Annotated in this window: 27 protein-coding genes; 17 read left to right on the plus strand and 10 right to left on the minus strand. The window is 64.8% G+C overall.

The window, feature by feature from the left end:
• Positions 1 to 110 precede the first annotated feature (110 nt).
• Positions 111 to 536: a flagellar biosynthesis repressor FlbT gene (gene flbT / locus LQG66_RS35935; RefSeq protein ID WP_231321088.1), complete on the minus strand. Its 426-nt coding sequence runs from the start codon at positions 534 to 536 to the stop codon at positions 111 to 113.
• A gap of 388 nt (positions 537 to 924) precedes the next feature.
• Here flbT and LQG66_RS35940 point away from each other — a divergent pair, with 388 nt between their 5' ends.
• The 4 genes from LQG66_RS35940 to LQG66_RS35955 all read left to right on the plus strand — a co-directional run bounded on the left by LQG66_RS35940 (position 925) and on the right by LQG66_RS35955 (position 5,407).
• Positions 925 to 2,466 carry a flagellin N-terminal helical domain-containing protein gene (locus LQG66_RS35940; RefSeq protein ID WP_231321090.1) on the plus strand — a complete coding sequence of 514 codons (1,542 nt, stop codon included), beginning with the start codon at positions 925 to 927 and terminating at the stop codon, positions 2,464 to 2,466.
• 229 nt (positions 2,467 to 2,695) lie between these two features.
• On the plus strand, positions 2,696 to 4,267 hold the full coding sequence (locus tag LQG66_RS35945) for a flagellin N-terminal helical domain-containing protein (RefSeq protein WP_231321092.1): 1,572 nt from the start codon (positions 2,696 to 2,698) through the stop codon (positions 4,265 to 4,267).
• Positions 4,268 to 4,637: 370 nt separating this feature from the next.
• Entirely contained in the window at positions 4,638 to 5,003 is a 366-nt protein-coding gene (flaF, locus tag LQG66_RS35950; RefSeq protein ID WP_231321094.1) for a flagellar biosynthesis regulator FlaF, read from the plus strand.
• A 35-nt stretch (positions 5,004 to 5,038) separates the two neighbouring features.
• Positions 5,039 to 5,407 carry a hypothetical protein gene (locus LQG66_RS35955; RefSeq protein WP_231321096.1) on the plus strand — a complete coding sequence of 123 codons (369 nt, stop codon included), beginning with the start codon at positions 5,039 to 5,041 and terminating at the stop codon, positions 5,405 to 5,407.
• Between the two features lie 89 nt (positions 5,408 to 5,496).
• Here LQG66_RS35955 and LQG66_RS35960 read toward each other — a convergent pair whose 3' ends face one another.
• From LQG66_RS35960 to LQG66_RS35975, 4 genes are all read right to left on the minus strand, one after another.
• Complete coding sequence (locus LQG66_RS35960; RefSeq protein WP_231321098.1) at positions 5,497 to 5,880, minus strand: hypothetical protein; 384 nt, start codon at positions 5,878 to 5,880, stop codon at positions 5,497 to 5,499.
• A gap of 220 nt (positions 5,881 to 6,100) precedes the next feature.
• Complete coding sequence (locus LQG66_RS35965; protein WP_231321100.1) at positions 6,101 to 6,586, minus strand: hypothetical protein; 486 nt, start codon at positions 6,584 to 6,586, stop codon at positions 6,101 to 6,103.
• Between the two features lie 57 nt (positions 6,587 to 6,643).
• Positions 6,644 to 7,036, minus strand: a complete 393-nt coding sequence (flgJ, locus tag LQG66_RS35970; protein ID WP_231321102.1) for a flagellar assembly peptidoglycan hydrolase FlgJ — start codon at positions 7,034 to 7,036, stop codon at positions 6,644 to 6,646.
• Entirely contained in the window at positions 7,036 to 8,160 is a 1,125-nt protein-coding gene (locus tag LQG66_RS35975) for a flagellar basal body P-ring protein FlgI (RefSeq protein ID WP_231321104.1), read from the minus strand. The genes flgJ and LQG66_RS35975 overlap by 1 nt, the downstream gene beginning before the upstream one ends.
• Positions 8,161 to 8,430: 270 nt before the next feature.
• Between LQG66_RS35975 and LQG66_RS35980 the strand changes: the two genes are divergently transcribed.
• The gene (locus LQG66_RS35980; protein WP_231321107.1) at positions 8,431 to 8,844 is read left to right on the plus strand and encodes a flagellar assembly protein FliX; all 414 of its coding nucleotides are present in this window, start codon (positions 8,431 to 8,433) and stop codon (positions 8,842 to 8,844) included.
• A gap of 12 nt (positions 8,845 to 8,856) precedes the next feature.
• Here the strand turns inward: LQG66_RS35980 and LQG66_RS35985 are convergent, their stop codons facing one another.
• Complete coding sequence (locus LQG66_RS35985) at positions 8,857 to 9,231, minus strand: winged helix-turn-helix transcriptional regulator (protein ID WP_231321109.1); 375 nt, start codon at positions 9,229 to 9,231, stop codon at positions 8,857 to 8,859.
• Positions 9,232 to 9,375: 144 nt separating this feature from the next.
• Between LQG66_RS35985 and LQG66_RS35990 the strand changes: the two genes are divergently transcribed.
• The 8 genes from LQG66_RS35990 to LQG66_RS36025 all read left to right on the plus strand — a co-directional run bounded on the left by LQG66_RS35990 (position 9,376) and on the right by LQG66_RS36025 (position 16,299).
• Positions 9,376 to 9,987, plus strand: coding sequence for an NAD(P)-dependent oxidoreductase (locus LQG66_RS35990; protein ID WP_231321111.1), 612 nt, complete (start codon positions 9,376 to 9,378; stop codon positions 9,985 to 9,987).
• A 228-nt stretch (positions 9,988 to 10,215) separates the two neighbouring features.
• A complete protein-coding gene (dksA, locus tag LQG66_RS35995) occupies positions 10,216 to 10,581 on the plus strand; it encodes an RNA polymerase-binding protein DksA (RefSeq protein ID WP_172114412.1) in 366 nt (121 codons plus the stop codon).
• Between the two features lie 266 nt (positions 10,582 to 10,847).
• Positions 10,848 to 12,956 carry a sensor histidine kinase gene (locus tag LQG66_RS36000; RefSeq protein ID WP_231321113.1) on the plus strand — a complete coding sequence of 703 codons (2,109 nt, stop codon included), beginning with the start codon at positions 10,848 to 10,850 and terminating at the stop codon, positions 12,954 to 12,956.
• A 103-nt stretch (positions 12,957 to 13,059) separates the two neighbouring features.
• A complete protein-coding gene (locus tag LQG66_RS36005) occupies positions 13,060 to 14,097 on the plus strand; it encodes an SDR family oxidoreductase (protein WP_231321115.1) in 1,038 nt (345 codons plus the stop codon).
• Positions 14,098 to 14,238: 141 nt separating this feature from the next.
• Entirely contained in the window at positions 14,239 to 15,030 is a 792-nt protein-coding gene (locus LQG66_RS36010) for a 2-keto-4-pentenoate hydratase (RefSeq protein WP_231321151.1), read from the plus strand.
• A gap of 196 nt (positions 15,031 to 15,226) precedes the next feature.
• A complete protein-coding gene (locus LQG66_RS36015; protein WP_231321153.1) occupies positions 15,227 to 15,475 on the plus strand; it encodes a hypothetical protein in 249 nt (82 codons plus the stop codon).
• A 1-nt stretch (position 15,476) separates the two neighbouring features.
• Complete coding sequence (locus LQG66_RS36020) at positions 15,477 to 15,884, plus strand: hypothetical protein (protein ID WP_231321156.1); 408 nt, start codon at positions 15,477 to 15,479, stop codon at positions 15,882 to 15,884.
• 13 nt (positions 15,885 to 15,897) lie between these two features.
• Positions 15,898 to 16,299: a hypothetical protein gene (locus LQG66_RS36025; RefSeq protein ID WP_231321158.1), complete on the plus strand. Its 402-nt coding sequence runs from the start codon at positions 15,898 to 15,900 to the stop codon at positions 16,297 to 16,299.
• 325 nt (positions 16,300 to 16,624) lie between these two features.
• Here LQG66_RS36025 and flgH read toward each other — a convergent pair whose 3' ends face one another.
• From flgH to flgF, 4 genes are read right to left on the minus strand one after another with little or no spacing between them, the layout of a single operon-like run.
• A complete protein-coding gene (flgH, locus tag LQG66_RS36030; RefSeq protein ID WP_231321160.1) occupies positions 16,625 to 17,404 on the minus strand; it encodes a flagellar basal body L-ring protein FlgH in 780 nt (259 codons plus the stop codon).
• A gap of 5 nt (positions 17,405 to 17,409) precedes the next feature.
• Positions 17,410 to 18,480: a flagellar basal body P-ring formation chaperone FlgA gene (flgA, locus tag LQG66_RS36035; RefSeq protein WP_231321169.1), complete on the minus strand. Its 1,071-nt coding sequence runs from the start codon at positions 18,478 to 18,480 to the stop codon at positions 17,410 to 17,412.
• A gap of 19 nt (positions 18,481 to 18,499) precedes the next feature.
• The gene (gene flgG / locus LQG66_RS36040; RefSeq protein ID WP_231321172.1) at positions 18,500 to 19,288 is read right to left on the minus strand and encodes a flagellar basal-body rod protein FlgG; all 789 of its coding nucleotides are present in this window, start codon (positions 19,286 to 19,288) and stop codon (positions 18,500 to 18,502) included.
• Positions 19,289 to 19,316: 28 nt separating this feature from the next.
• Positions 19,317 to 20,081 (minus strand): flagellar basal-body rod protein FlgF, encoded by a 765-nt coding sequence (gene flgF / locus LQG66_RS36045; protein ID WP_231321174.1) that lies wholly within the window; start codon positions 20,079 to 20,081, stop codon positions 19,317 to 19,319.
• 383 nt (positions 20,082 to 20,464) lie between these two features.
• On the opposite strand from flgF, the gene fliL reads away from it, so the two are divergent.
• Genes fliL through LQG66_RS36065 form a run of 4 tightly spaced genes read left to right on the plus strand, consistent with a single transcriptional unit; the run spans position 20,465 to position 23,419 of the window.
• Entirely contained in the window at positions 20,465 to 20,959 is a 495-nt protein-coding gene (fliL, locus tag LQG66_RS36050) for a flagellar basal body-associated protein FliL (protein ID WP_231321183.1), read from the plus strand.
• Between the two features lie 20 nt (positions 20,960 to 20,979).
• On the plus strand, positions 20,980 to 22,182 hold the full coding sequence (gene fliM / locus LQG66_RS36055; RefSeq protein WP_231321185.1) for a flagellar motor switch protein FliM: 1,203 nt from the start codon (positions 20,980 to 20,982) through the stop codon (positions 22,180 to 22,182).
• Positions 22,179 to 22,652, plus strand: coding sequence for a DUF6468 domain-containing protein (locus LQG66_RS36060; RefSeq protein ID WP_231321187.1), 474 nt, complete (start codon positions 22,179 to 22,181; stop codon positions 22,650 to 22,652). Before fliM ends, LQG66_RS36060 begins: the two co-directional genes overlap by 4 nt.
• On the plus strand, positions 22,649 to 23,419 hold the full coding sequence (locus LQG66_RS36065) for a MotE family protein (RefSeq protein ID WP_231321251.1): 771 nt from the start codon (positions 22,649 to 22,651) through the stop codon (positions 23,417 to 23,419). Before LQG66_RS36060 ends, LQG66_RS36065 begins: the two co-directional genes overlap by 4 nt.
• The last annotated feature ends 90 nt before the right edge of the window (positions 23,420 to 23,509 follow it).

Raw genomic sequence — 23,509 nt, forward strand, 5'->3', positions numbered from 1 at the left:
GGGGGAAACCCCGCCGCTTTTTTTCGTGCTTCGCGCGGCGACAGACGGCAAACGGCCCGGCTTCGCCAGTGGCGAACCGGGCTCTTGATGCCGGCTTCGAAAGCGAAGGCTCAGGCGGCCGAGCTCACCGGCTTGTCCGACTGTTCGGCTTCGGCCTGCTGCAGCAACTGCTTCTCGAAGGCGACGAGCTTCTTGGCTTCCTTCAGCGCCTGATAGAGATCGCCGTTGAGGATGTGGCCGTTGATCGCTTCGATGATCGGCCAGGCGCTCGGTACCGTCGTGATGATGTCGCGCAGCAGGTTGAAATAGGTGCCGTGATCTGCGTCAGCGCCGGGCGAAATGTACATCAGCTGGACTGCGAGATAGACGAGCTTGGCCGGCGTGTCGGCTGTCTCCGGCGTGAGGATATCCTTCTCGCGCAGGATCGGGATGTTTTCGCCATCGATCAGGAGGCGCGCACGCTGGTCGGTATTGGTGATTACGCAGGAGCCGATGATGATGCGCTCATGCGGCTTCAGTTCGACTTTCAGGGCCATTCTCGTTCTCCGTTGCCGCGATCGATGCGGCGCCGAACCTGCTCCGTCCAGGCCGGCGACCAATCTGGTGACCAGTGCAAGATGTGCGAAGAGCCTGCGGCTCGATCAGGCGGCGCGCAGCAATCCTTTCCGAACATGGTTAACGATCGGTAAATGGGCCGATAGCCGCCGAAATTCGCGAGGTTTTTCGAGCACTGGATGGCGAGCAGCCAATTCCGCGCCGGCGTGCAACCGGACCGGAATCAGGCCCTCAGCGGTCAGGTTTCACGCTTTGTTAGCCACCCCTGTTTACCGTGATGGACGTCGCTCGGTCGAACAGTCGACGTCGGGCTTCGCCTTGATCTTGAAGGGATCGGGCAGTTTGTTTCACACCAGAAGGGTATGAAAAATGTCAGGTATTGTTCTCTCGGCGTCGGTGCGCCAGAATCTGCTCTCGCTCCAGTCGACGGCTCAGCTCCTCGCCACCACCCAGAACAACCTCTCCACGGGCAAGAAGGTCAACTCGGCTCTCGACAATCCGACCAACTTCTTCACCGCCCAGGGTCTCGACAACCGCGCCTCCGACATCTCCAATCTGCTCGACGGCATCGGCAACGGCGTGCAGGTGCTGCAGGCTGCCAACACCGGCATCACCTCGCTGCAGAAGCTCGTCGACAGCGCCAAGTCGATCGCCAACCAGGTGCTGCAGAGCGCCGTCGGCTACTCCACCAAGTCGAGCGTCACGTCGACCGCTCTGACCGGCGGCACTGCCACCAGCCTGATCGCTGCCAGCTCGGCCGCCGTCACCGGCACCGCCGTGCTCAACGACAATACCTCGACCGCAGTTGCGATCACCGGCTCGACCCTGTTGTCGGGCACGGCGGGCACCGCCTCGAACGACCTCGCCACCGCGATCACCACCGCGGACACGCTGGTCGTGAACGGCACCACCTTCACCTTTGTCGCCGGCAGCACGTCGTCCGGCACCAACATCGGCGTCAGTGACACCGTGACGCATCTGCTGTCGACGATCCAGAGTGCGACCGGCGTCACCTCGTCGATCACCGCTGGTGCGATCACGCTGACGCCTCCGGCAGCCGGTCTCACGCTGTCCGGTACGTCGCTGGCCAAGCTCGGTCTCAGCGCTGTCGGTGACGGACTGTCCGGCCAGACGCTGACGATCGGCGCCACAGCTGGCGGTACGGCAACCAGCATCACGTTCGGTCTCGGGACTGGACAGGTCAACTCGCTGAACGACCTCAATACGAAGCTCGCAGCGAACAACCTGCAGGCCTCGGTCGACACCACCGGCAAGATCTCGATCACCACCACGAACGACGCGGCTTCCGCCACGATCGGCACGATCGGCGGTACGGCGGCGGCGGCCAGCCAGTCCTTCAACGGCCTGACCGCGGCGGCTCCGGTGGCTGATCCGACCGCGCAGTCGCAGCGGGCGAGCCTGGTCGCGCAGTACAACAACGTGCTGGCGCAGATCAATACGACGGCAGCCGACGCGTCGTTCAACGGCGTCAACCTGCTGAACGGCGACACGCTGAAGCTGACCTTCAACGAGACCGGCAAGTCCTCGCTGTCGATCACCGGCGTGACCTTCAACACCGGCGGCCTCGGTCTTTCGACCCTGACCTCGGGCACCGACTTCCTCGACAACAGCTCGGCGAACAAGGTGATCACCGTGCTGAACGCGGCCAGCTCGACGCTGCGGTCGGAAGCCTCCACGCTGGGTTCGAACCTGTCGGTGGTGCAGATCCGTCAGGACTTCAACAAGAACCTGATCAACGTGCTGCAGACCGGCTCGTCGAACCTGACCTTGGCCGACACCAACGAGGAAGCGGCCAACAGCCAGGCGCTGTCGACCCGCCAGTCGATCGCGGTGTCCGCGCTGTCGCTCGCCAACCAGTCGCAGGCGAGCGTGCTGCAGCTGCTGCGCTGATCCGCGGCATCGGCATCCACAAACCAGAGGCGGCGGGGGAAACCCCGCCGCTTTTTTTGCCTGATTCCGCCCGGTGGCCCGTATCAATACTGGTCCCGAACGTGCGGGGGGCGAGGAGCAGACCGGCGGTAACCAGTCGTTAAGCAACAAATTTAAAGCGCCATTAACCATGTTTTAAACGACCGTGGACTAGAACCTCCTGGTGAATAACTAGGAAGGTTTCACAAACATGTCCGGTATCGTTCTTTCGGCTTCGGTTCGCCAAAACCTGCTGGCGCTGCAAAATACGGCATCGCTGCTGGCCACGACTCAAAACAACCTGGCCACCGGCAACAAGGTCAACACGGCGCTCGATAACCCCACCGAATTCTTCACCGCGCAATCGCTCAACAGCCGGGCGAGCGACATCGCGAATCTGCTCGATGGCATCGGCAACGGCGTGCAGGTCCTGCAGGCGGCGAATACCGGTCTGACCTCGTTGCAGAAGCTGGTCGACAGCGCGAAGTCGATCGCGAGCCAGGTTCTCCAGGCGCCGACGGGTTACACGACCAAGTCGAGCATCACATCCGCGGTCATTCCCGGCGCCACGGCGAACAACCTGCTCGGCAGCTCGTCGAACAATTTCGTGACCGGCAGCACCGTCAACAACGACAATCTGAGCTCGGCCGTCGCGATCACCGGCTCGACCAAGCTGTCGGGCACCGCAACCTCCACCTCGAACGACCTGGCGAGCAGCATCACGACCGGTGATACGCTTGTCGTCAACGGCATAGTGTTCACCTTCGTGGCCGGATCGATCTCTGCCGGCACCAATATCGGCGTCGGCGACACCGTCAGCAATCTTCTGGCAGCCATCGATTCGGTGACCGGCGCGACCGCGACGCCGTCCACGGTGACCGGCGGCAAGATCGCCGTCGCAACGGGCACGGCGCAGGATCTGACAATATCGGGCTCGGCCCTGGCGAAACTCGGATTGACGGCCGCCACCACGACACGCAACCAGCCGGCGCTGACGGGACAGACATTAACGATAACGTCGACAGGAGGTGGCGTCGCAACCAACATCACCTTCGGCACAGGTGCCTCGCAGATATCGACGCTGACGCAGCTCAACACCGCGCTCGCGGCGAACAACCTGCAGGCCAGCCTGAGCACGACAGGCCAGCTCACGATCCTCACCACCAACGAATCGGCCTCGTCGACCATCGGTACGGTTGCCGGATCGTCGACTGCGGCCAGCCAGGCCTTCAACGGTGTCACGGCCTCGACGCCGGTGGCCGATACCAACTCGCAGACGACGCGCGCGGGATTGATCGCGCAGTACAACAACGTGCTCGCGCAGATCAACACGACGGCTCAGGACGCCTCCTTCAACGGCATCAACCTCTTGAACGGTGACACGCTGAAGCTGGTGTTCAACGAGACCGGCCGGTCAACGCTGAACATCACGGGCGTGACGTTCAACAGCACCGGTCTCGGTCTGTCCTCGCTGGTGGTCGGAACCGACTTCCTCGACAGCAATTCGGCCAACAAGGTGCTCACGACGCTGAACAGCGCATCGACAACGCTTCGGTCCGAAGCGTCATCTCTCGGTTCCAACCTGTCGATCGTGCAGATCCGTCAGGACTTCAACAAGAACCTGATCAACGTGCTGCAGACCGGCTCGTCGAATTTGACGCTGGCCGACACCAACGAAGAAGCCGCCAACAGCCAGGCGCTGTCGACGCGGCAGTCGATTGCGGTTTCCGCGCTGGCACTCGCCAATCAGTCGCAGGCGAGCGTTCTGCAGCTGCTGCGCTGAGCGCGATCGTTCCAGACGGACTTCTACGAAGCGGCGGGCATTGCCCGCCGCTTCTGCTTTTGGCTCGGCGCCATCGTTCGTGCGGCAGGCGCTGGTTGGCGTCAATCTGCTGCGCTATGCGCTGGGTGGGCGCAGCAGACGTTCTTGTCGCGCGTCACTCTGCGGGACCGCGCCTCAGGTCGTGCTTTTCTGCAATTTTAATCGTTGCGTTGGTACAAACTAAAGCGTGTCGCAAGCACGGCTGTCCGGCGGTGTCCGGTGACATCTCGAGGCCAAATGCGCTAACGGCCGCTAACCATATTTTAAAGGCACACGACGTACAAAACCTGTGCAGTGTTGTTCGTGTCCCCGCGTCAGTCCGGAGTAGTTGATGTCATATGCCGCTCAAGCCTATGCACGCACGTCGCAAACGACGGCATCACCACGGGAGATCGAAGCTCAAGCCTTGTTGAAAGCGGCGCGGCAGCTGCAGGAAGTCCAGGCCAATTGGAACGGCCCCGATCGCAACATGTACAAGGCACTGCTGTTCAATCGTCGTCTTTGGACGATCTTCATGAGCGCGATGGAAACGGACGGCAATCCGAACCCGATCGATATCCGTCAGAACATCGCCAATATCGGCGTGTTCGTGATGAAGCAGACGATCGAGATGCAGATGGATCCGGATCCGGCCAAGCTGAAGTCGCTGATCGACATCAACTGCCATATCGCTGCCGGCCTGTCCGGGCGCAGCTGACCGGTCGCAGGCGGGGGCCGGGGAGGAGGAGCATCATGGCGGATATCACCAGCATCCTGTCGGCAGCCTACAAATCCAACGTGCTGAACACGGCGCGCAGCAACAGCAAGTATGTTGCGGTGGATCCGACCCTGTATCAGGGCGACTGGAACGGCAAATATGCCAACGGCAAGTCGTTCAACGTCTCGGTATTGAATGTGGATGGCTTCCGCGCCAAGGTCCACTATCAGAGCGAGGGCGTGAGCAAGTACCAGGAAGTCCTGATCAAGGATAATTCATTCCGGGTTGGCGACACCAAGTTCACGCTCACCGCCCAAGGCAAGGCCCAGATCAAGAACGTGGTGACCGACGCCGCGTCCGGCCAGACCTACCTCGACACCGCCTACGCAACCCAGAGCAGCTGATCCACCGCACGGCAGCGTCGCCGCCTCGGTGGCTTGCGGGACAGGCAGAGTTCAGCCGCGCAGAGTTCAGCCGCGGCTTCCAAACGGGATCACGCCAGCCGATCGGTGGGCATCACGCGCGCCGTTTCGTCATGCAGATCCTTCTGCATGTCGATTGTGTGGAAATAAGCGCGGCGGCGCAGCACGGCCTCGTCCGGATATTGGGTCACCACCTGGTCGGTCTTGCGGTTGACGACCTGGAACACCATCGCAGCGGCCGCACGATCGTAATAGGCCTGATGCGATACGAACAGGTCGTTGGCAACGTGGGCGGGGACGTCATTGCGCACGGACGGAGCGCTGTCCGCCGCGGTCACCGTCTGGTTTGGAGGCAGGTCCGTCGGTACAGCGTTCGCCACCGCCTGATTCGACGGTTGGATAATCGGTACTGACGCTGGCGCGCCCACCGGTCTAACGCTGAAGTCGGAGCTCATGGCAGCCTCCTCATGGCCATCGAGTCAATTCCCAACCCATCCCGTTTGCAACTATGCCGATGACCAATCAACGTTATGTTAGGAAATAGGATGAACGGCGCGTTGCGATTCGTGCTGACCTTTTAAGCCTGTTCGACACAAAAAAAGCGAGAGCCGCGCAACCCGGAGGGGCGGCGCGGCTCTCGGACGATTGAAAGCTGTAGGCGGTGGTCCCGCCGCGTCAGAGCGTGCGGCTGACGGCGAGGGGCGTCAGGTGGCGTCCACCCGGGGCGGCGCGGCGGCCGCTGGCGGTATAGGTGCTCGGGATGTTCTTGCGCTGGATCTCCGCATTGACGCCGCGCACAATCTTCTCGGAGATCGCATGGGCGGTCGCCAGCACGGTCAGGTTCACCTGAAGCATCGCACGGAACGTGTCGTGGTGGCGATGCAGGGTGCCGAGCAGTTCGGGGACCGACTGCTTCATGAATGGCTGGCTGGCTTTGAGGCGGCCCACCACGGCGACGTAGTGGCGTGAGAGCTCGGTCTTGTTCGGTCCGAGCGCCATGCCTTCGCGCAGCTTGCCGGCGCGCACAAGCTCGGTTTCCTGCTCGATGACCGTGATCAGCTCGCTCATGACGCTGACCATCTCGTCAGCCAGTGCGCGCGCCTCGGCCACGGTCGCGACGGCGCTGTACGATGTCTTCTTGGCTTGGCCTTGTGCGGTCATGTCTCAACTCCTCTCGGCGCGGGTCTGCACGGGACCGCGCGATGTGAACGCGAACATCTACACCTTGCCGCCTGCGGCGCTCGGATTGCTGCTCCTGGCCTGCTGCAGGATCAGCGTGCGGAAGACGTCGTTGGAAATGCCGACGCCGCCGGCCTTGGCGAAATTCTTCGAATATTGCTCGGTCAGCATCGACCGCCAGACGCCGGTGCCCGGCGTGTCGCCGAACGGTCCTTCGCCCTTCACGCCGTTCGTCATCTGCGAGAACATCGAGTTGAGGAACATGGCCTCGAAGTCGGTCGCGGTCGCCTTGGCTTTGGCCTGGGCCTTGGGGGAGACCTTGGTCAGTGCCTCGGCGAGATCGAGATCGGTGCGCGGCGTGGTCACTGCCGCCGCGCTCGGCAGGCTGAGCGGAGCGCGGCCGCTATAGGCGTCGATGAAGGACGAGGCCATTACATCACCTCGATGTCGGCTTCGATCGCGCCCGCCGCCTTGATGGCCTGCAGGATGCTGATCAGGTCGCGCGGGCCGATGCCGAGACCGTTGAGACCGTCCACCAGCTGCTGCAGCGACACGCCATCCTTGACGACCGCGAACTTCTTGCCGTCCTCGGTGACGCCGACGCTGGTCCGCGGCGTGACCACGGTGCGGCCGCGCGACAGCGGATTGGGCTGGCTGACCTGCGGGCTCTCGGAGATCGTGACGGTGAGGTTGCCCTGCGCCACCGCGACGGTGGCGACACGCACGTCGCGCCCCATCACGATGATGCCCGAGCGTTCGTCGATGACGATCTTGGCGGCCAGATCGGGGTCGACCTGCAACTGCTCGATCTCGGTCAGGAGGGCAACGACATTGCCCTTGAATTCCGGCGGGATGCTCAATTGCACCGTGGACGGATCGATCGGCTCGGCCGTCTTGACGCCGAGGAAATCATTGACCGCGGCCGCGATGCGCTTGGCCGTGGTGAAGTCGGCGTTGCGCAATGCGAGCCGCACGTTCGGCAGCCGGTTCAGCGCAAACTCGATCTCGCGCTCGATGATGGCGCCGTTGGCGATGCGGCCGACCGTCGGCACGCCGCGCACGATCTTGGCCGCCTCGCCCTCGGCCTGGAAGCCGGAGATCGCGAGCGAGCCTTGCGCCACCGCATAGACGTTGCCGTCGGCGCCGAGCAGGGGCGTGACGAGCAGGGTGCCCCCCTGCAGGTTCTTCGCGTCGCCGAGCGCCGACACCGTGACGTCCATGCGCGTGCCCTGGGTGGCGAAAGCCGGCAGATTGCCGGTCACCATGACGGCGGCGACGTTGCCGGTACGGATGGTGGCGCCGCGGATGTTGACGCCCATGCGCTCGAGCATCGCCTGCAGCGACTGCTTGGTGAACGGGATGTTGTTCAGCGTGTCGCCGGTGCCGTTGAGGCCGACCACGAGGCCGTAGCCGATCAGCTGGTTCTGGCGGACGCCTTCGATATTGGCGAGATCCTTGATGCGCGAGGTCGCATGCGCGGACAAGGCAGAAGATGCCAGCGCCAGCATGGCGGCGCAGGCGACCTGAAACAGGCGCGTTGAACGGACGCGTCGCATCCTATGCTCCCCTCGAACTCTTCAAGAGATCACTTGGCCACTCCCATGACCGCATGATCGGAGTTAGCTATGCGAGCGCCGTGCCACGCCGATGTTCCGGGCTAACTCATTGAAAGAGTGTGAAATCGATCGGCGGCTTTGTTCTGATCAGGGATCGCACAGCTGGACCGAAGCTGCCGCCCCGGCAGAATTTGCCGGGCTGTTTACGCACCGTTAACCACGACCGAGCCAAGCTCGCGCCCGACACGTGAAAGCCTGCGGGAGCCATCGATGCGCATCTACGGACCGAACGGCACGACGCTGACAACGTCCACGAGCTCCACGCGGAAGACCTCGTCCGGCGGCTTCAAGCTGCCCGATGTCGGCACCACCCAGGACACGCGGGCGACCTTGGCGCCGAAGCAGACCGCCAACATCGACGCGCTGCTCGCGCTGCAGGGGATCGAGGAGGAGCCGGCCGAGCGCCGCAAGCGCTCGGTGCAGCGCGGCAAGCGCGCGCTCGACGTGCTCGACGATCTCAAACTGTCGCTGCTCTCCGGCAAGCTCGATACCGCGACAGCGCTGCGGCTGCGCGATGCCGCTGTCGACCTCAAGCAGTCGTCCGGAGATCCAGGGCTCGACGCGATCCTCTCCGAGATCGAGTTGCGGGTCGAGGTCGAGCTCGCCAAGGCCGGGCAGGGTTGACGCCGCCGCGCCTCACGCCGCCTCCGATTGCCGCTGCGAATCGTAGCGGCGCTGCGCGGCCGTCACATCCTTCAGATGATGCTCCGCCCAGTCGCGCAGCGGATCGACGGCGGCGGCCAACGTCAGCCCGAGCGGCGTGATCGAATATTCCACCGTGACCGGCACGGTCGCGACCGCGCGGCGCCGCACCAGCCCGTCGCGCTCCAGACTCTTCAACACCTGCGAGAGCATCTTCTGCGAAATGCCTTCGATGGCTCGGCGCAACTGATTGAAGCGCAACGGATCGTTGCGCAGCAGGATCAGGATCAGCACGGCCCATTTGTCGCCGACGCGGTCGAGGATCTGACGCGTCGGGCAGTCGGCCGAATAGACGTTGGCGGCTCGCATCGGTTACTCCGGCGTGACCAGGTGATCTGAAAGTGCTCTCTTAACACCAGCATTCATTACGCTATCTAGTCACTATCGGATACCAAGGGAGCGCCGTCCAGCGTCTTTGGTCCGACCTTATGATCTCGAACAAGGAGTTTTCGCATGAAGATCGCCGTCGCCGGCGCGTCCGGCCGCGCTGGGTCCCGTATTACCGCCGAGCTGGCCAGCCGTGGCCATCAGGTGACCGGCATCGCCCGGAACCCCGACAAGATCGTCAAACACGCCAACGTCACGGCGGTGAAAGGTGACGCCAATGACCGTGCCGAGCTGGCCAGGTTATGGGCCGGCCACGACGTCGCCATCAGCGCGATCCACTTCCTCGCCAGCGATGCCGAGACCCTGATCGGCGCTGCCAAGGATTCGGGCGTATCACGTTACCTTGTCGTCGGCGGCGCCGGTTCGCTGGAGGTCGCGCCGGGCGTGCAGCTGGTCACGACGCCGGCCTTTCCCGCGCAGTACAAGGCCGAAGCCGAGAAGGGCGGGGCGTTCCTGGACCGTCTGCGCCAGGAAAAGGAGCTCAACTGGACCTTCCTGTCGCCCTCGGCCCTGATCGATTTCGGCACCCGGACCGGTAAGTTCCGCCTCGGAACGGACCAGCTGCTGGTCGATGCCGAGGGCAAGAGCTTCATCTCGTTCGAGGACTTCGCAGTCGCGATGGTCGACGAAATCGAGCGTCCGGCGCATCAACGGGCCCGTTTCACGGTCGGCTACTGAGGCCGGCCGGCGGCGCCCCGTCCGGCAGGCATAAATTTGCCTGTGCAGCGGCTTGGCGGCGGGGCGCCGGTGCTGATGGAAATATTGTCTGTCACAAGAGGCCGCTATATAACGCGGCCGCGAACGGGCGTATTCCGTCCGCCGGTGCCGTGACCGGCGCCAGCACGTACAGATGGGCTGACCTTGGAAAAGTTGAAGAACTACAAACCTTCCGAAAAAGAGCCTTTCATGAACGAACGCCAGCGCGAGTATTTTCGCGCCAAGCTGCTGGCATGGAAGGAGGAGATACTGCGCGAATCGAAGCTCACCCTGCAGGCTCTGCAGGAGGAGAACGTGAACCATCCCGACCTCGCCGATCGCGCGTCGTCGGAAACCGACCGGGCTATCGAGCTTCGCGCCCGTGACCGGCAGCGCAAGCTGATCTCCAAGATCGACGCGGCGCTCCAGCGCATCGAAGACAACACCTACGGCTATTGCGAGGAGACCGGTGAGCCGATTTCGCTGAAGCGGCTCGAAGCCCGTCCCATCGCGACGCTGTCGGTCGAGGCGCAGGAACGCCACGAGAAACGCGAGAAGGTCTATCGCGACGAGTAGGTCACGATGTTGACCTAAGCGAGCAGGACCGCGGCCATTGTCGGCATGGCACGGCTGTGCGGCTGTGCCATGCCTGCGCATGCGTTCTTTTCGCATCCATCAGATGCGCCCGAAGAGGAGCTTTTTGCTGCCTGGCCGGGAGCCCCCGCCGGGGCGGAACATCGCTGCGCGCAAGCGTGGTCGCTGTTGTTTTCAAACCAGCCGGAACTTTTCGTCGCTTGCGGAATTGGTGGCTGTTCCAAGGTCGGAACGAGCCGCGGGGGATCATGCGCGAGCCGGAGATACCGACGGGCGTGCGCGCAGGTGCGCTCGCTCCAGTGCAGCGTTGGTATGGCGTGCTGAGCATCAAGGGACGCCTCCTTCTGCTTGCCGGCATTCTGTTCCTGCCCTGCGTCGGATTGATCGCCTATGTCATCGTATCGATGGCGCAGTCCGCCGACGCTTCGATCCGGCGGGGCCTCCTGTACGCCGCCCAGGCGATTTCGGGCGCCGTCGATGCCGAACTGCGACGCTACGTTGCGCTGGCCGACGTGCTGGCGAAATCCCCGGATCTGAGGGCGGACGATCTCGCGCAATTCGAGGCGGAGGCGCGTCGCGTCGGTCTCGTCAGCGGTGAAGGCTGGATCATCGTGTCCGATGCCGACGGCCGGCTGCTGCTCAACACCCTGGCCCGGCCGGGCAGGCCGCTCGGCGAGCGAACGGCCGAAGGCCTGCGCTCGCAGGCTCGCGCCTTCGAGTCCGGCAAGCCATCGATCTCGGACATCTTTCCCGGCCCCAATTCCGGGGAGTGGGTCGCGACCGTCGACGTCCCCGTCTTCAAGGATGGCAAGCCGTTCCGCTGCCTGTCGATGGCCATGCCGGCATCGAACTACACACGGCTGCTCGCCCAGCAGCAGCTGCCGGCCGACTGGCTGGTCGGCATCATCGATGGCGAGGGCAGGTACGTCTCGCGCATCCCGAAGAACGCGACCGCCGCCGGCCAGCCTGCCTCGGTCGGGTGGCGGGCGCACGCCAGGGTCACCGGCGTCTCGGAATTTCCCTCCATCGAGGGCGACCCCGTCATCAACGCCAACGCGCATCCCCAGCTCAGCGACTGGGTCGTCGGCGTCGGCATGAAGCAGGCGGCGTTTGCGCAGGCGATCTCCTCGACGGTCAAAACGGCGACCATCGCGGCGACGACCATCTGCGCACTGGCGCTGCTGCTCGCGGCCGCGATCGGCACCAGCATCGCCAGGCCGCTCGGCAGCATCGCGGTGACGAGCTCCACCCCCGGCGAGGCGGCGCCGTTCGATCCACCCGAGGTGCGGGCGCTCAACGCCCGCCTTGCCGCCGCGGAGCAGGCGCAGGCCGAGAGCGCGCGCATCATCCAGGAGAATTTCAGGCTGCTCGCGATGGCTCGGGATGACTCCTCGCGCACCGCCGAGCAGCTCAAGCTTGCCGCCAAATACGGACGGCTTGGTACTTTCATCTGGGACGGCAGATCCGGCACCAGCCGCTGGTCGGACGAGATCGAGGAGCTCTATGGTCTCCAGCCCGGCACTTTCCCCGGCACCTATGACGCCTGGCTGGCGCTCGTTCATCCCGAAGACCGGGCCCGTGCCGACCGGGACAACGCGCAGGCGCTGATCACGGGCGAGCTCGATTCGGAATGGCGGGTGCCGCTGCCGGACGGCACCGTCCGCTGGATCGAGGCGCGCGCCCGCATGTTGCGCGGGCAGGGCGGCGACGAGCTGCACATGATCGGCGTCAACATCGACGTCACGGCGGCGAAGGAGGCGGACCGCAAGCGCGAGCTGCTGGTGCACGAGCTGGCTCATCGCGTGAAGAACAGTCTCGCGGTGGTGCAGTCGCTGGCCCATCAGCTGCTGCCGCGGCACGACGCCAAGGTGGGCGATTTTTCCTCGCGCCTGCATGCGCTGGCCACCGCTCACACCAGCCTCGCGGAGAACGACTGGCAGGGCGCCGACCTCGCCGCGCTCATCGCCAGCCAGGTCGCGCCGTTTGCCAGCGCACCCGATCAGCTCGTGACCCGCGGCCCTGCCATCGTGGTGCCGGTCGAGCTGACGACCCAGCTCGCCCTGGTCATCCACGAGATGGCCTGCAACGCCAGCAAGTATGGCGCGCTCACGACGCCGGCCGGCCGCATCGAGGTCGGCTGGTCGCTCGGACCCGACGCGCTGCATGTCCGCTGGCAGGAAAGCGGCGGGCCTCCGGCAAGAGAGCCGCCGGTGGTGGGCTTCGGCAGCCGGCTGCTCACCCGCACGGTCAGGCATCTGCAGCGCAGCTTTGACGAGCGCGGGCTGATCTGCCAGTTCGAGCTGCCCTGGCCGGAAGCGTTGAGCGAGACGCGCGTCGTCGCGGCCGACGCCACCTGATCGTCTCTGCCTGCTGCGAGCGCTATCGGTCTGGACTGACATGGCCACGCCATGGCGCAGTCCTATCCTGGCCGGTGGAGCGGGAGCGGAGAAGGAAGCTGCCATGAGCGACGTTCTGGTCACCGGCGGCTCCGGCTTCATCGGGGCACATACGATCCTGCAGCTGCTGGCCGCCGGGCACCGCATCCGCACCACCTTGCGCAGTCTCGATCGCCGGGGCGAGGTGCTGGAGATGCTGAGGCGCGGCGGTGCGACCGACACCGGTCCTCTGTCGTTTCATGCTGCCGACCTGACCAGAGATGACGGCTGGGCGGAGGCCGCCGCCGGCTGCCACTACGTTCTCCACATCGCCTCGCCGGTGCCGGCTCACGTGCCGAAGGATGAGAACGAGCTGATCGTGCCGGCGCGCGAAGGCACGCTGCGGGTGCTGAGGGCCGCGCGCAACGCCGGCGCCAGACGCGTGGTGGTGACCTCGTCCTTTGCTGCGATCGGCTATGGCCATGCGGGGCGCCGCCGGCCGTTCGACGAGACCGACTGGAGCCGTCTCGACGGCCCGGGCGTGCACCCCTACACGAAGTCCAAGACCCTGGCCGAACGTGCCGCCTGGGATTTCATCGCCCGCGAGGGCGGCGCGCTGGAGCTTGCGACCGTCAATCCGGTCGCCGTGCTCGGCCCGGTGCTGGGGCCGGACGTCTCGACCTCGATCGCCATCGTCCGGGCGCTGCTGTCCGGGAGGGTTCCGGCCGCGCCGCGCATCAACTTCGGCCTGGTCGACGTGCGCGACGTCGCCGATCTGCACCTGCGGGCGATGACCGCGCCGGCGGCCAAAGGCGAGCGCTTCCTGGCCATGGCAGGCCCGAGCGTCTCGCTCGTGGAGATCGCGGGGGTCCTGCGCGCGCGGTTGGGCGTCGCCGGGCGGCGGGCGCCGCGGCACGAGCTGCCGGACTGGCTGGCGCGCGTGTTGGGATTGGCGGTGCCGCAGTTGCGTGCGGTGCTGCCGCTGCTGGGGCGGTATTGCGAGGCGAACGCCGACAAGGCGCGGCGCCTGCTCGGCTGGACGCCGCGCTCCAACGAGGACGCGATCGTCGCCACGGCTGAGAGCCTGCTCGAACTCGGTGTGGTGAAGCGCAAAGCGGATTGAAGCACCCGTTGAGCTTCAGCCACGCCGCCTCAAATTGTTGATGAAGCTGAGACGGGAATAGAAATCTCGTTTATAAACAAGCCGTTCGTCATAATTCCTGAAAGACCGCTTCGCGCGGCTGAGAACGGGAGTTGAAGGAGCATGGGAGCAGACGAAGTCTTCGCCGCTGCGCAACTGATTGCGCATGCCCGCACGCAGCGGACGCCCTTGGGCGCGCTGCCGCCTCAGCTTCAGCCGCAGGATGAAGCGGCCGGCTACGAGATCCAGCGCGAGGTCCATTGGCTGCTCGCCGAACAGGCCGCCGACTTCGCCGGCTACAAGATCGGTTGCACCAGCAAGGTGATGCAGGACTATCTTGGCATTCCGCATCCCTGTGCGGGCGGGGTGTTCGCGCGCGGCATTCACGAGTCGGGCGTGGCGCTGCGGACGGCCGACTTCGTCCGCGTGGGCGTCGAGTGTGAGATCGCCGTGCGGCTCAAGCACGACCTGCTGCCGCTGGATGCGCCGTTCACCATGGATCGTGTCGCCGACGCGATCGGCGATTGTCATGCGGCGATCGAGATCGTCGACGACCGCTATGTGCGATGGGAGACGCTGGGGGCGCCGACGCTCATCGCCGACGACTTCTTTGCCGCCGGCTGCGTCCTCGGCCCGGCGCTCCCAGGCGCTGCCGTACCGGACCTGGCCGCGGTGCAGGGCCGCGCCATCATCAACGGCACCTTGGTCGGTGAGGGCGCCGGTACCGACGTGCTCGGACATCCAATCCATGCGCTGGCTTGGCTTGCCAATCATCTCGCCGCCCGTGGTGACGGGCTCGAGGCCGGGCAGCTCGTCCTGACCGGCAGCCTGGTCAAGACCGTCTGGCTTGGGGCCGGCGACCGGGTGCGGATGGAGCTGGACGGGCTCGGCGTGGTCGAGGCGGCGTTCGTGTGACGGCCTGAGGCCGCAAGCCGGAGCCCCACCATGGGGCCTCACGCCGGCACCCGCCGCTTCATGTTGCACGGCCGCTTGCACACCTCGGCGCAAAACGAGAACAAAACAAGAATACAAGGCGCCATCGGCGTCATAGGCCAAGCGTTGTCTCCCTTGAGCACTCGCGTGTTATCCTGACAGAAGATGGGAGGTGCCCATGAGCATCGTCGGAGATCAGTCTGAACAGGACGGCGAGCGGAACGGCCAAGACGAGCTGGTCGGGATGCTCGACGAAGCCTTACGCCTCTATGGGACCCGCATTCTCGACAATGTCGATCTCGACCGGCTGCCGGATCTCCGGTCCCGGATTGGCGTCGCCGCGAGGGCCATGATGGAGCGCGGGGATGCGCGTGCCTTCGTGATGGGACGGCGGATGCTGGATCGGCTGCAAGCAATGGTCGGCTGACATGGCTCTCAGTGAACTGCAGAGAGCCATCCTGCGCGTTCTGGCAAAGCATCGTTCGGACAGCAGCTATTTGGCCAGGGGACTGATCCTCAACAAGGATTGGCCCCGTCGATCCGACGATATCGATATCTTCCACGACGCAGACGAACAGGTCACCGACGCGGCGAATCTCGACATCGCAGCTCTGAATGCCGCGGGCTTCAAAGTGCACCGGGATTTCATCATTTACGGATGTGTCGACGCGACTGTGTCCGACGGCTCGGACTCGACGGTGATCCAATGGTTCGCCGAAACGAAGCTTCGCTTCTTTCCGCTGGTCAGGGATGACGAGTGGGGGGGCACGGCTTCACCAGGCCGATCTCGCCGTCAACAACGTGCTCGCGGTGTCCGGTCGATCGAAGGCGCGTGACATCGCAGACCTCGTGGCGATCGGGCGTCAGTACTGTCCGATCGGCCCCCTCGTTCTTGCTGCGGCCGGCAAGCCGCCAAACTTCTCCCCGCAGCGGATCGTCGATGAAATGCGTCGGCATACGCGTTCCATCCCTGCAGATGAGTTTGCCGCTGTCAGAGGACTTCCAGACGCGTGGACAGCGGCGTTCATCCGCGAGGAGGCGCTGGTCATGCTCGACGCGGCTGAGCGGTATGTGCTGGGCAGCTCTCCCGATCTCGTGGGACTTCTTGCCTCGACGTCGGATGGCACGCCGACCGAAATCGATGACGCCAATCGCGGCGATGTGGTGCTGCGAAAGGCGACCGACGAGCCCGAGGTCATTGCTGCGCCTGCCGGCTTCACTGCGATCGACTGGTCTCCCGGCCGTCCTTGAAGTCACGCGGAGCTCCCAAGACGAACACGGCCTCCGGCAGGGGAGCTACCGGAGGCCGTGTATACATCACCCGCTGCGCCTAGGTTCGCATTGGGCAATGTGGGAGCTCGTTTTCAGGAGAAGGGCGGCGGCTGCGGGGGTATTCGCAATGACCGATGTCGCGCTCGGCCAACCCTTGTCCTGACCCTCCCCGCACGGGGAGGGATTTCCATTGTGGTCTCTTCTGTCCTCGTTCCAGACTGCCGACCTGCGACGAGATCGCGGGGCGGCGGTTTTCTAGGCGACTGGGCGTGATCCGCCCGGTCTTGCGATGCTGATCTCCGCTTCAGAACGGCAGCAGGATGTCCATCACCTGCTGGCCGTAGCGCGGCTGCTGTACGTCCGTGATCTGGCCGCGGCCGCCATAGGAGATGCGGGCCTGGGCGATCTTGGTCGAGTCGATCGTGTTGTCGCTCTGGATGTCCTCGGGCCGCACGATGCCGGCCACGATCAGCTCACGGACCTCGTAATTGACCCGGATCTCCTGCTTGCCCTCGACGACCAGATTGCCGTTCGGCAGCACCTGGGTCACGACCGCGGCGACGCTGGTGGTCAAGGACTCCGAGCGCTGGATGGTGCCCTTGCCGTCGGAGGACGAGGTGCCGTCGGCGGTCAGGATGCGGCCGGGCAGAATATTCTTGCCGGTGGCGCCGAGCGTCTTCGAGCCGACGAAATCGGTGATCCCTGAGTCTTCCTTGTTGGTGCGGCTGCGCTGGGTCTCGTTGGCGATGTTGGCCTTGTCGGAGATGCTGACCGTGACGGTCAGGAGGTCGCCGACCTGATGCGCGCGCTGGTCCTTGAAGAAGGCGCGCGAGCCGTTGCGCCACAGCGAGTTCGGAGCATACGACACCGTCTCGGGCTTGGGCATCGGCATCTGCACCGGCTTGTAGCCCGGCTGCGTGGTCGGGTTGTCGATCTCCGTCAGCTTCGGTTTCTCGCCGATCTGCGACAGCCGGTCGATCGAGGAGCAGCCGCCTGCGAAGCTCAGCACGGCGAAGGATACCGAGACCAATGCGGCCCGCCGCAAGCCGGAAGAGGTCTGCGCATCAAACTTGAACATCGACATGAAACTTACTCGGCTTTCGTGGTGGCGGAGGCGGGCAGGCGGCTGGCGACGGCGACGGGGGCTGCGATCTCCGCCTCCGAGGTCTGCTGAGGTTTGGCGCCGCCCACGGTGTCGACCGTGACCTGGCCGCGCCCGGTGACGCGGCCGCTGACCGTGCGCTTGGACTGCAGGTTGAGCACGCTGACGACGTCGCCCTCGGTGCCCGATTCCAGCGCCTTGCCGCGCGTCGTGAGATAGATGCCCGCGGTCTGGTAGATGAGCGTGACGGCCTGGTCGCGCTGCACGAGGTCGGGCTTGCTCAGGTCGGTGGTCTTCAGCGCCTGGCCGGCACGGATCGCGCGGCGCATCTGCATGCCGACCGCGAGCTCGCGCGAGGCGGGCTCGGCGCCGCCGAGCTCGGCGCGCGACCGCCGCTCGGTCTGCAGGTCTCCGGAGCGGATCAGCTCGTTGCGCTCGATGTTGCGGGTCAGGACCGATACGTCGACCGTCTCGATCGCCGTGCCCGTGTAGCGCAGCCGGACCGGGGTCGTGCCGTTGGCATAGCCGAGCTCGAGGGTGACGTCGAAGCGGCCGCTGCGCGGATCGAAGCGCACCGCTGTCGGGGCGAGCGTGCCGCTGATGGCCGCGTCGAATTTCAGATCCTGCACCGACTGGTCGAAGCTGATGCTGAGGCTGGCGGCGTCGCCGAGCCCGTTGCGATGCTCGAGCGCCTGGGCCACCGCGGTGCCGACCTCCTTGGCGTCGATCGCGCGGGCGAGCCGGGTCACCGCGACCTCCTTGATGTCGCGGACTTCGACGCCGATGACCTGGTGACTGCGCAAGGTCGCGATCACCTGCGCGGCCGGCAGCACGCCGGTTGTGCCGAGATCGGGCGCGCGGTAGACGGCGACGTTGGCCGCCGCGCCGGCATTCTCGATCAGGTCGCCGACGCGGACGATGTCGCCGCTGACGCTGACGGTTGAGCGCAGCACGGGGGCCTTGATCTGGTCGTCGGCCTCGCCGGCCATCGCCGACATGGCGGTCGAGGCGAGCAGGGCGGCGGCCAGAAGCAGTGGGCGGGCGGAGCGGGTCATCATTGTGATCTCCCTTCGGGCCTCAGCGGAACAGCGCCGTGGTCGATTGCAGCATCTGGTCGGCGGCGGAGATGACCTTGGCGTTCATCTCATAGGCGCGCTGGGCGGCGATCAGCTCGCTCATCTCGCTGACGACGTCGACATTGGCCTGCTCCAGGCTGCCTTGGGTGATGCTGCCCAGACCATCCTGGTTGGCGATGCCATCCTGCGGCGCGCCGGAGGAGGGCGTGTCGGTGAACTGGTTGTTGCCGACCGGCTGCAGGCCGGCCTTGTTGATGAAGCGGGTGACCTGGAGCTGGCCGATGATGTTCGAGGTGGTCGAGCCCGGCAGCGTGACCGAGATCTGGCCCTGCGCGTTCACCGTGATGCCCGACGCGTTCTGCGGGATCGTGATCGTCGGCTGCACCGGGTTGCCTTGCGCCGTGACGATGCGGCCCTGATTGTCCATCTGGAAGGTGCCGTCGCGGGTGTACTGGAAGGTGCCGTCGGGCATCAGGACCTTGAAGAAGCCCTCGCCCGTGATCGCGAGGTCGAGATCGTTGCCGGTCTGCGACAGCGTGCCTTGCGTCATCGAGCGTGGCGTGCCGACGGTCTTGACGCCGCCGCCGATGTCGACGCCCACGGGCAGGATCGTGCCCTGGTCCGAGGACTGCGCGCCGACCCGGCGTACGTGCTCGTAGATCAGGTCCTGGAACGCCGCCGTCTGCTTCTTGAAGCCGGTCGTGCGGAGGTTGGCGATGTTGTTGGAGATCACCTGAACGTTGAGTTCCTGTGCCGCCATTCCGGTTGCCGCGGTGTGAAGCGCCTGCATGTCACGTCTCCTTCAAGGTCTGTCGCGGTCAGGCCGGAACGTCGGCGAGTTTCTCGATCGCGTTCTTGCGCAGGTCGCTTTGGACCTGCAGCATGTTGGCGACCTGGGTGTAGGCACGCATCACTTCGACCATCTTGCTCATCTCGCCGACCGCACTCACGTTCGACTTCTCGATGTAGCCCTGCTGGATGGTCGACTTGATATCCGGCTGCGGCGTGACGCCGCCGGCCGCCGCATAGAGGTTGTTGCCCTGCTTCTGCGCCTGTTGCGGATCGGCGAAGCCGACGAGGCGGAGCTTGCCGCGAATCGAATCGACGCGATTGACGCCCTCGACCACGGTGACGGTGCCGTCCGGGGAAATGTTGATGTCGTGGTCGGTCGGCTGGAATACGATCGGGCCGCTGGTGCCGAGCACCGGGTCACCTGCGGTCGTGACCAGCTGGCCGAGATTGTTCATGTGCAGGTTGCCGTCGCGGGTGTAGCGCTCGCCGGCAGCGGTCTGCACGGCCAGGAAGCCGTCGCCGGCGACGGCGACGTCCAGCGCGTTGCCGGTATGCTGCATCGAGCCCTGCGAAAAGTCGCGATAGGTGCCGCGGTCCTGCACATACGAGACCTTGCGGGCGGCGCCCGGAAAATTGTCCTCATGCGCGCCGGAGGAGAGATACTCCTCGAACAGCTGCTGGTCGGCCTTGAAGCCGTTGGTATTGACGTTGGCAACGTTGTTGGCAACGACGTCGAGTTGCCGCTCCAGCACCATCTGCCGCGACAATCCGATGAGAAGCGCGTTCTCCACCGGTCGATCTCCCCTCTTAACGAATCCCGCTCACGGCGCCTCTCCCAAGGCGGTCTTGATCGGGTCTTCCAGAACCGTTCAGCTCTCCCAAGCCGGCGGGTTCGAAGGGGTTAGAGCGAATGCCGTGCCAACTCAGAAATATGTTTTAAATCAATATATTAGATTTTCATGGGCGGCCAAAACGCCCGGCAATAACGTCTCGTCAACCATAATTGCCCGGCAAGTTTTTCCCAGTGCCTTAACAAAAGAAAGCTTCCGTTAACCATTGTTACCGTAGCGTTCCCTCAACAAGCGCAGATGCGCTGAGAGCGTTAGTTTCGCGTCATTTAGCTTTCTGGCGGCATCGGTTCGATTTCCCTCACTATTTCCGGGACCCGAAGGCCATGGCTGAGAATGAAGGCGGAGCAGGCGATGGCGAAGAGCAAGCCGGCGCGCCGAAGGGCAAGCTCAAGCTGATCATCATGATCGTCGGTGCGCTGGCGCTGCTCGGCGTCGGCGGCGCGGCCTATTTCTTCTTCTTCAGCCACAAGAACGACGAGCATCACGCCGAGGCGGCGCCGCCGCCGAAGCCGCCGGCTTTCGTCGAGGTGCCGGACCTCCTGGTCAACCTGGTCGGCAATCCCGGCGATCGCGTCCAGTATCTGAAGGTCAAGATCGTGCTGGAGGTGAAGGAGGAGAAGCAGGTCGAAACGATCAAGCCGACCCTGCCGCGCGTCACCGACATCTTCCAGACCTATCTGCGGGAGCTCCGGCCGAGCGACCTCAACGGCTCGGCGGGCCTGTTCCGGCTCAAGGAGGAGCTGACCAAGCGGGTCAACGTCGCGCTGGCGCCAAACCAGGTCAGCGCGGTGCTGTTCAAGGAAATCGTGGTCCAGTAAGGCACGGAAGCTAGAAGATCATGGCGGGCAACGATCCAGTCGACCAAGACGCGATAGCCGCACAATGGGAAGCCTCACTCGATTCAGAGGATCCCGCGGAGGCCGCAGAAGCCGCAGCAGCGAACGAACTCACCGAATCGATGGCCCTGCAATGGGCCGCGATGGTCGAGGACGGCAGCCGCGATTTCGGCGCCACCAAGAACGGTGGCGAGCGGGTGCTGTCGCAGGAGGAGATCGACAATCTCCTCGGCTTCACCGCCGGCGAGGTCGTTCTCGACGACCATTCCGGCATCCGTGCGATCATCGATTCGGCGATGGTCTCCTACGAACGTCTGCCGATGCTCGAAATCGTCTTCGACCGCCTGGTGCGGCTGATGACGACCTCCTTGCGCAACTTCACTTCGGACAACGTCGAAGTCTCGCTCGACCGCATCACCTCGGTGCGCTTCGGCGACTACATGAACTCGATCCCGCTGCCGGCCGTGCTCTCGGTGTTCAAGGCGGAGGAGTGGGAGAATTTCGGGCTCGCCACCGTCGATTCGACCCTGATCTACTCGATCATCGACGTGCTGCTCGGCGGCCGCCGCGGCAACACCCAGCTGCGCGTCGAGGGCCGCCCCTACACGACGATCGAGACCAATCTCGTCAAGCGCCTGATCGAGGTCGTGCTGACCGATGCCGAGCAGGCGTTCCGGCCGCTGTCGCCGGTCCGCTTCACGATCGACCGGCTCGAGACCAATCCACGTTTCGCCGCGATCAGCCGGCCCGCCAATGCCGCGATCCTGGTGAAGCTGCGGATCGACATGGAGGATCGCGGCGGCAATATCGAGCTGCTGCTGCCCTATGCGACCATCGAGCCGATCCGCCCGGTCCTGCTGCAGATGTTCATGGGCGAGAAGTTCGGCCGTGATCCGATCTGGGAAGGCCACTTCGCCACCGAGATCACCAAGGCCGAGATCGCCGTCGACGCGGTGCTCTACGAGGCTGACGTGCCGTTGAAGCAGCTGATGCGGCTCAAGGTCGGCGACACCTTGCCGCTCGACATCCGTCCCGACGCGCTGGTCACGGTCCGCTGCGGCAATACCATGCTGACGGAAGGGCGGATGGGCCGGGTCGGTGACCGCGTCGCGATCCGTGTCACCAAGAATTTGCGCAAGCCGAATACGACGCTTGCGATGTTCGAAGGCTCTGAAGGCCAGAACAAGTTGATGGAGGCCCAATGAACCACTCGCTCGGATTGATCATCGAAAGCCTGGTGGCGGTCCTGCTGGTGCTCACCATCGGGTACTGCATGCTGCTCAACGGGCGGCTGAAGCGGCTGAAGGCGGACGAGCATTCGCTGAAGGCCGTCATCGCGGAGCTGATCACCGCGACCGAGATCGCCGAACGCGCGATCGGCGGCCTCAAGCTCGCGGTGCGCGACGTCAACGACAATCTCGGCAATCAGCTCGCCGCCGCGACGCAGATGTCGGACCAGCTGAAGAAGCAGCTCGCCGAGAGCGACGGCGTGGTCCGCCGGCTGTCGCGGATCGCCAGCGCCGCGCGCCCCATCACCTCGCCTGACGCCGCGCCCGAGCCGGCACCGGCGCCGGCCATCACGGCCGAGCCTGTCCGCGTCTCCGGCGCCAAGGCGGTCGCCGCCGCGGCCCAGGCATTCTCCGAACGTCGAAGGACCGGTGGCCTTGCCGCATGAATGCGTTCCGTAACATACGTGTCATCCCAGTCGTTCTGATCGCGGTCGCGTGCCTCGCGGTGCTGAAGGTGGCCGGCCTCGTCATCGATGGCGGCTACGTGTTCGACTACAATCCGCAGTCCGGCAAGCGCTCCTGGGCGCAGGAGAATCTCGGCTTCCCGGGCCGCGAGGACAATGACCTCGTCACCGGCTCGACCCATGGCGAGCCGAAGGAGAAGAAGGAGGAAGCGCCCAAGCCGGCCGCCCCGGCCACCAAGCCGGACGGCGTCGTGATCAAGCCGGAGGAGAACCAGCAGCAGGTGTCGCCGGCGGAGAAGGCGATCCTCGAGCGGCTGCAGTCGCGCCGCCAGGAGCTCGAGGCGCGCGCCCGCGAGATCGACATCCGCGAGAGCCTGTTGCGCGCGGCCGAGCAGCGCATCCAGTCCAAGACCGAGGAGATGAAGGCGATCGAGGGCCGCATCTCGTCCGCACAGAGCGCCAAGAGCGAAGCCGACAACGCCCGCTTCAAGAGCATCGTCACGATGTACGAGGGCATGAAGCCGAAGGATGCCGCCAAGGTGTTCGACCGGCTCGACATGTCGGTGCTGCTCGAGATCGCCTCGCAGATCGCCCCGCGCAAGATGTCGGACATTCTCGGCCTGATGACGCCGGAAGCCGCCGAGCGGCTCACCGTCGAGCTCGCGCGCCGGGCCGGCGCCGACAGGTCGGAAGCGAGCGTCGAGCTGCCGAAGATCGAAGGCAAGATCGTGCCGCTGAAGACCAATTGAACCGCATGTTTAATGAGCCCTTAAACGCCGGTCGCTAGACTTCCGGCATGGCGGGGCAGGCGTATCCGCCGAGTTACGGATATCGAACTG

Source organism: Bradyrhizobium ontarionense (assembly GCF_021088345.1).
Classification (GTDB): domain Bacteria; phylum Pseudomonadota; class Alphaproteobacteria; order Rhizobiales; family Xanthobacteraceae; genus Bradyrhizobium; species Bradyrhizobium ontarionense.

Coding starts and splice junctions, on each gene's coding strand:
- flbT (WP_231321088.1), bottom strand. CDS start 536: ATGGCCCTGAAAGTCGAACTGAAGCCGCATGAGCGCATCATCATCGGC.
- LQG66_RS35940 (WP_231321090.1), top strand. CDS start 925: ATGTCAGGTATTGTTCTCTCGGCGTCGGTGCGCCAGAATCTGCTCTCG.
- LQG66_RS35945 (WP_231321092.1), top strand. CDS start 2,696: ATGTCCGGTATCGTTCTTTCGGCTTCGGTTCGCCAAAACCTGCTGGCG.
- flaF (WP_231321094.1), top strand. CDS start 4,638: ATGTCATATGCCGCTCAAGCCTATGCACGCACGTCGCAAACGACGGCA.
- LQG66_RS35955 (WP_231321096.1), top strand. CDS start 5,039: ATGGCGGATATCACCAGCATCCTGTCGGCAGCCTACAAATCCAACGTG.
- LQG66_RS35960 (WP_231321098.1), bottom strand. CDS start 5,880: ATGAGCTCCGACTTCAGCGTTAGACCGGTGGGCGCGCCAGCGTCAGTA.
- LQG66_RS35965 (WP_231321100.1), bottom strand. CDS start 6,586: ATGACCGCACAAGGCCAAGCCAAGAAGACATCGTACAGCGCCGTCGCG.
- flgJ (WP_231321102.1), bottom strand. CDS start 7,036: ATGGCCTCGTCCTTCATCGACGCCTATAGCGGCCGCGCTCCGCTCAGC.
- LQG66_RS35975 (WP_231321104.1), bottom strand. CDS start 8,160: ATGCGACGCGTCCGTTCAACGCGCCTGTTTCAGGTCGCCTGCGCCGCC.
- LQG66_RS35980 (WP_231321107.1), top strand. CDS start 8,431: ATGCGCATCTACGGACCGAACGGCACGACGCTGACAACGTCCACGAGC.
- LQG66_RS35985 (WP_231321109.1), bottom strand. CDS start 9,231: ATGCGAGCCGCCAACGTCTATTCGGCCGACTGCCCGACGCGTCAGATC.
- LQG66_RS35990 (WP_231321111.1), top strand. CDS start 9,376: ATGAAGATCGCCGTCGCCGGCGCGTCCGGCCGCGCTGGGTCCCGTATT.
- dksA (WP_172114412.1), top strand. CDS start 10,216: ATGAACGAACGCCAGCGCGAGTATTTTCGCGCCAAGCTGCTGGCATGG.
- LQG66_RS36000 (WP_231321113.1), top strand. CDS start 10,848: ATGCGCGAGCCGGAGATACCGACGGGCGTGCGCGCAGGTGCGCTCGCT.
- LQG66_RS36005 (WP_231321115.1), top strand. CDS start 13,060: ATGAGCGACGTTCTGGTCACCGGCGGCTCCGGCTTCATCGGGGCACAT.
- LQG66_RS36010 (WP_231321151.1), top strand. CDS start 14,239: ATGGGAGCAGACGAAGTCTTCGCCGCTGCGCAACTGATTGCGCATGCC.
- LQG66_RS36015 (WP_231321153.1), top strand. CDS start 15,227: ATGAGCATCGTCGGAGATCAGTCTGAACAGGACGGCGAGCGGAACGGC.
- LQG66_RS36020 (WP_231321156.1), top strand. CDS start 15,477: ATGGCTCTCAGTGAACTGCAGAGAGCCATCCTGCGCGTTCTGGCAAAG.
- flgH (WP_231321160.1), bottom strand. CDS start 17,404: ATGTCGATGTTCAAGTTTGATGCGCAGACCTCTTCCGGCTTGCGGCGG.
- flgA (WP_231321169.1), bottom strand. CDS start 18,480: ATGATGACCCGCTCCGCCCGCCCACTGCTTCTGGCCGCCGCCCTGCTC.
- flgG (WP_231321172.1), bottom strand. CDS start 19,288: ATGCAGGCGCTTCACACCGCGGCAACCGGAATGGCGGCACAGGAACTC.
- fliL (WP_231321183.1), top strand. CDS start 20,465: ATGGCTGAGAATGAAGGCGGAGCAGGCGATGGCGAAGAGCAAGCCGGC.
- fliM (WP_231321185.1), top strand. CDS start 20,980: ATGGCGGGCAACGATCCAGTCGACCAAGACGCGATAGCCGCACAATGG.
- LQG66_RS36060 (WP_231321187.1), top strand. CDS start 22,179: ATGAACCACTCGCTCGGATTGATCATCGAAAGCCTGGTGGCGGTCCTG.
- LQG66_RS36065 (WP_231321251.1), top strand. CDS start 22,649: ATGAATGCGTTCCGTAACATACGTGTCATCCCAGTCGTTCTGATCGCG.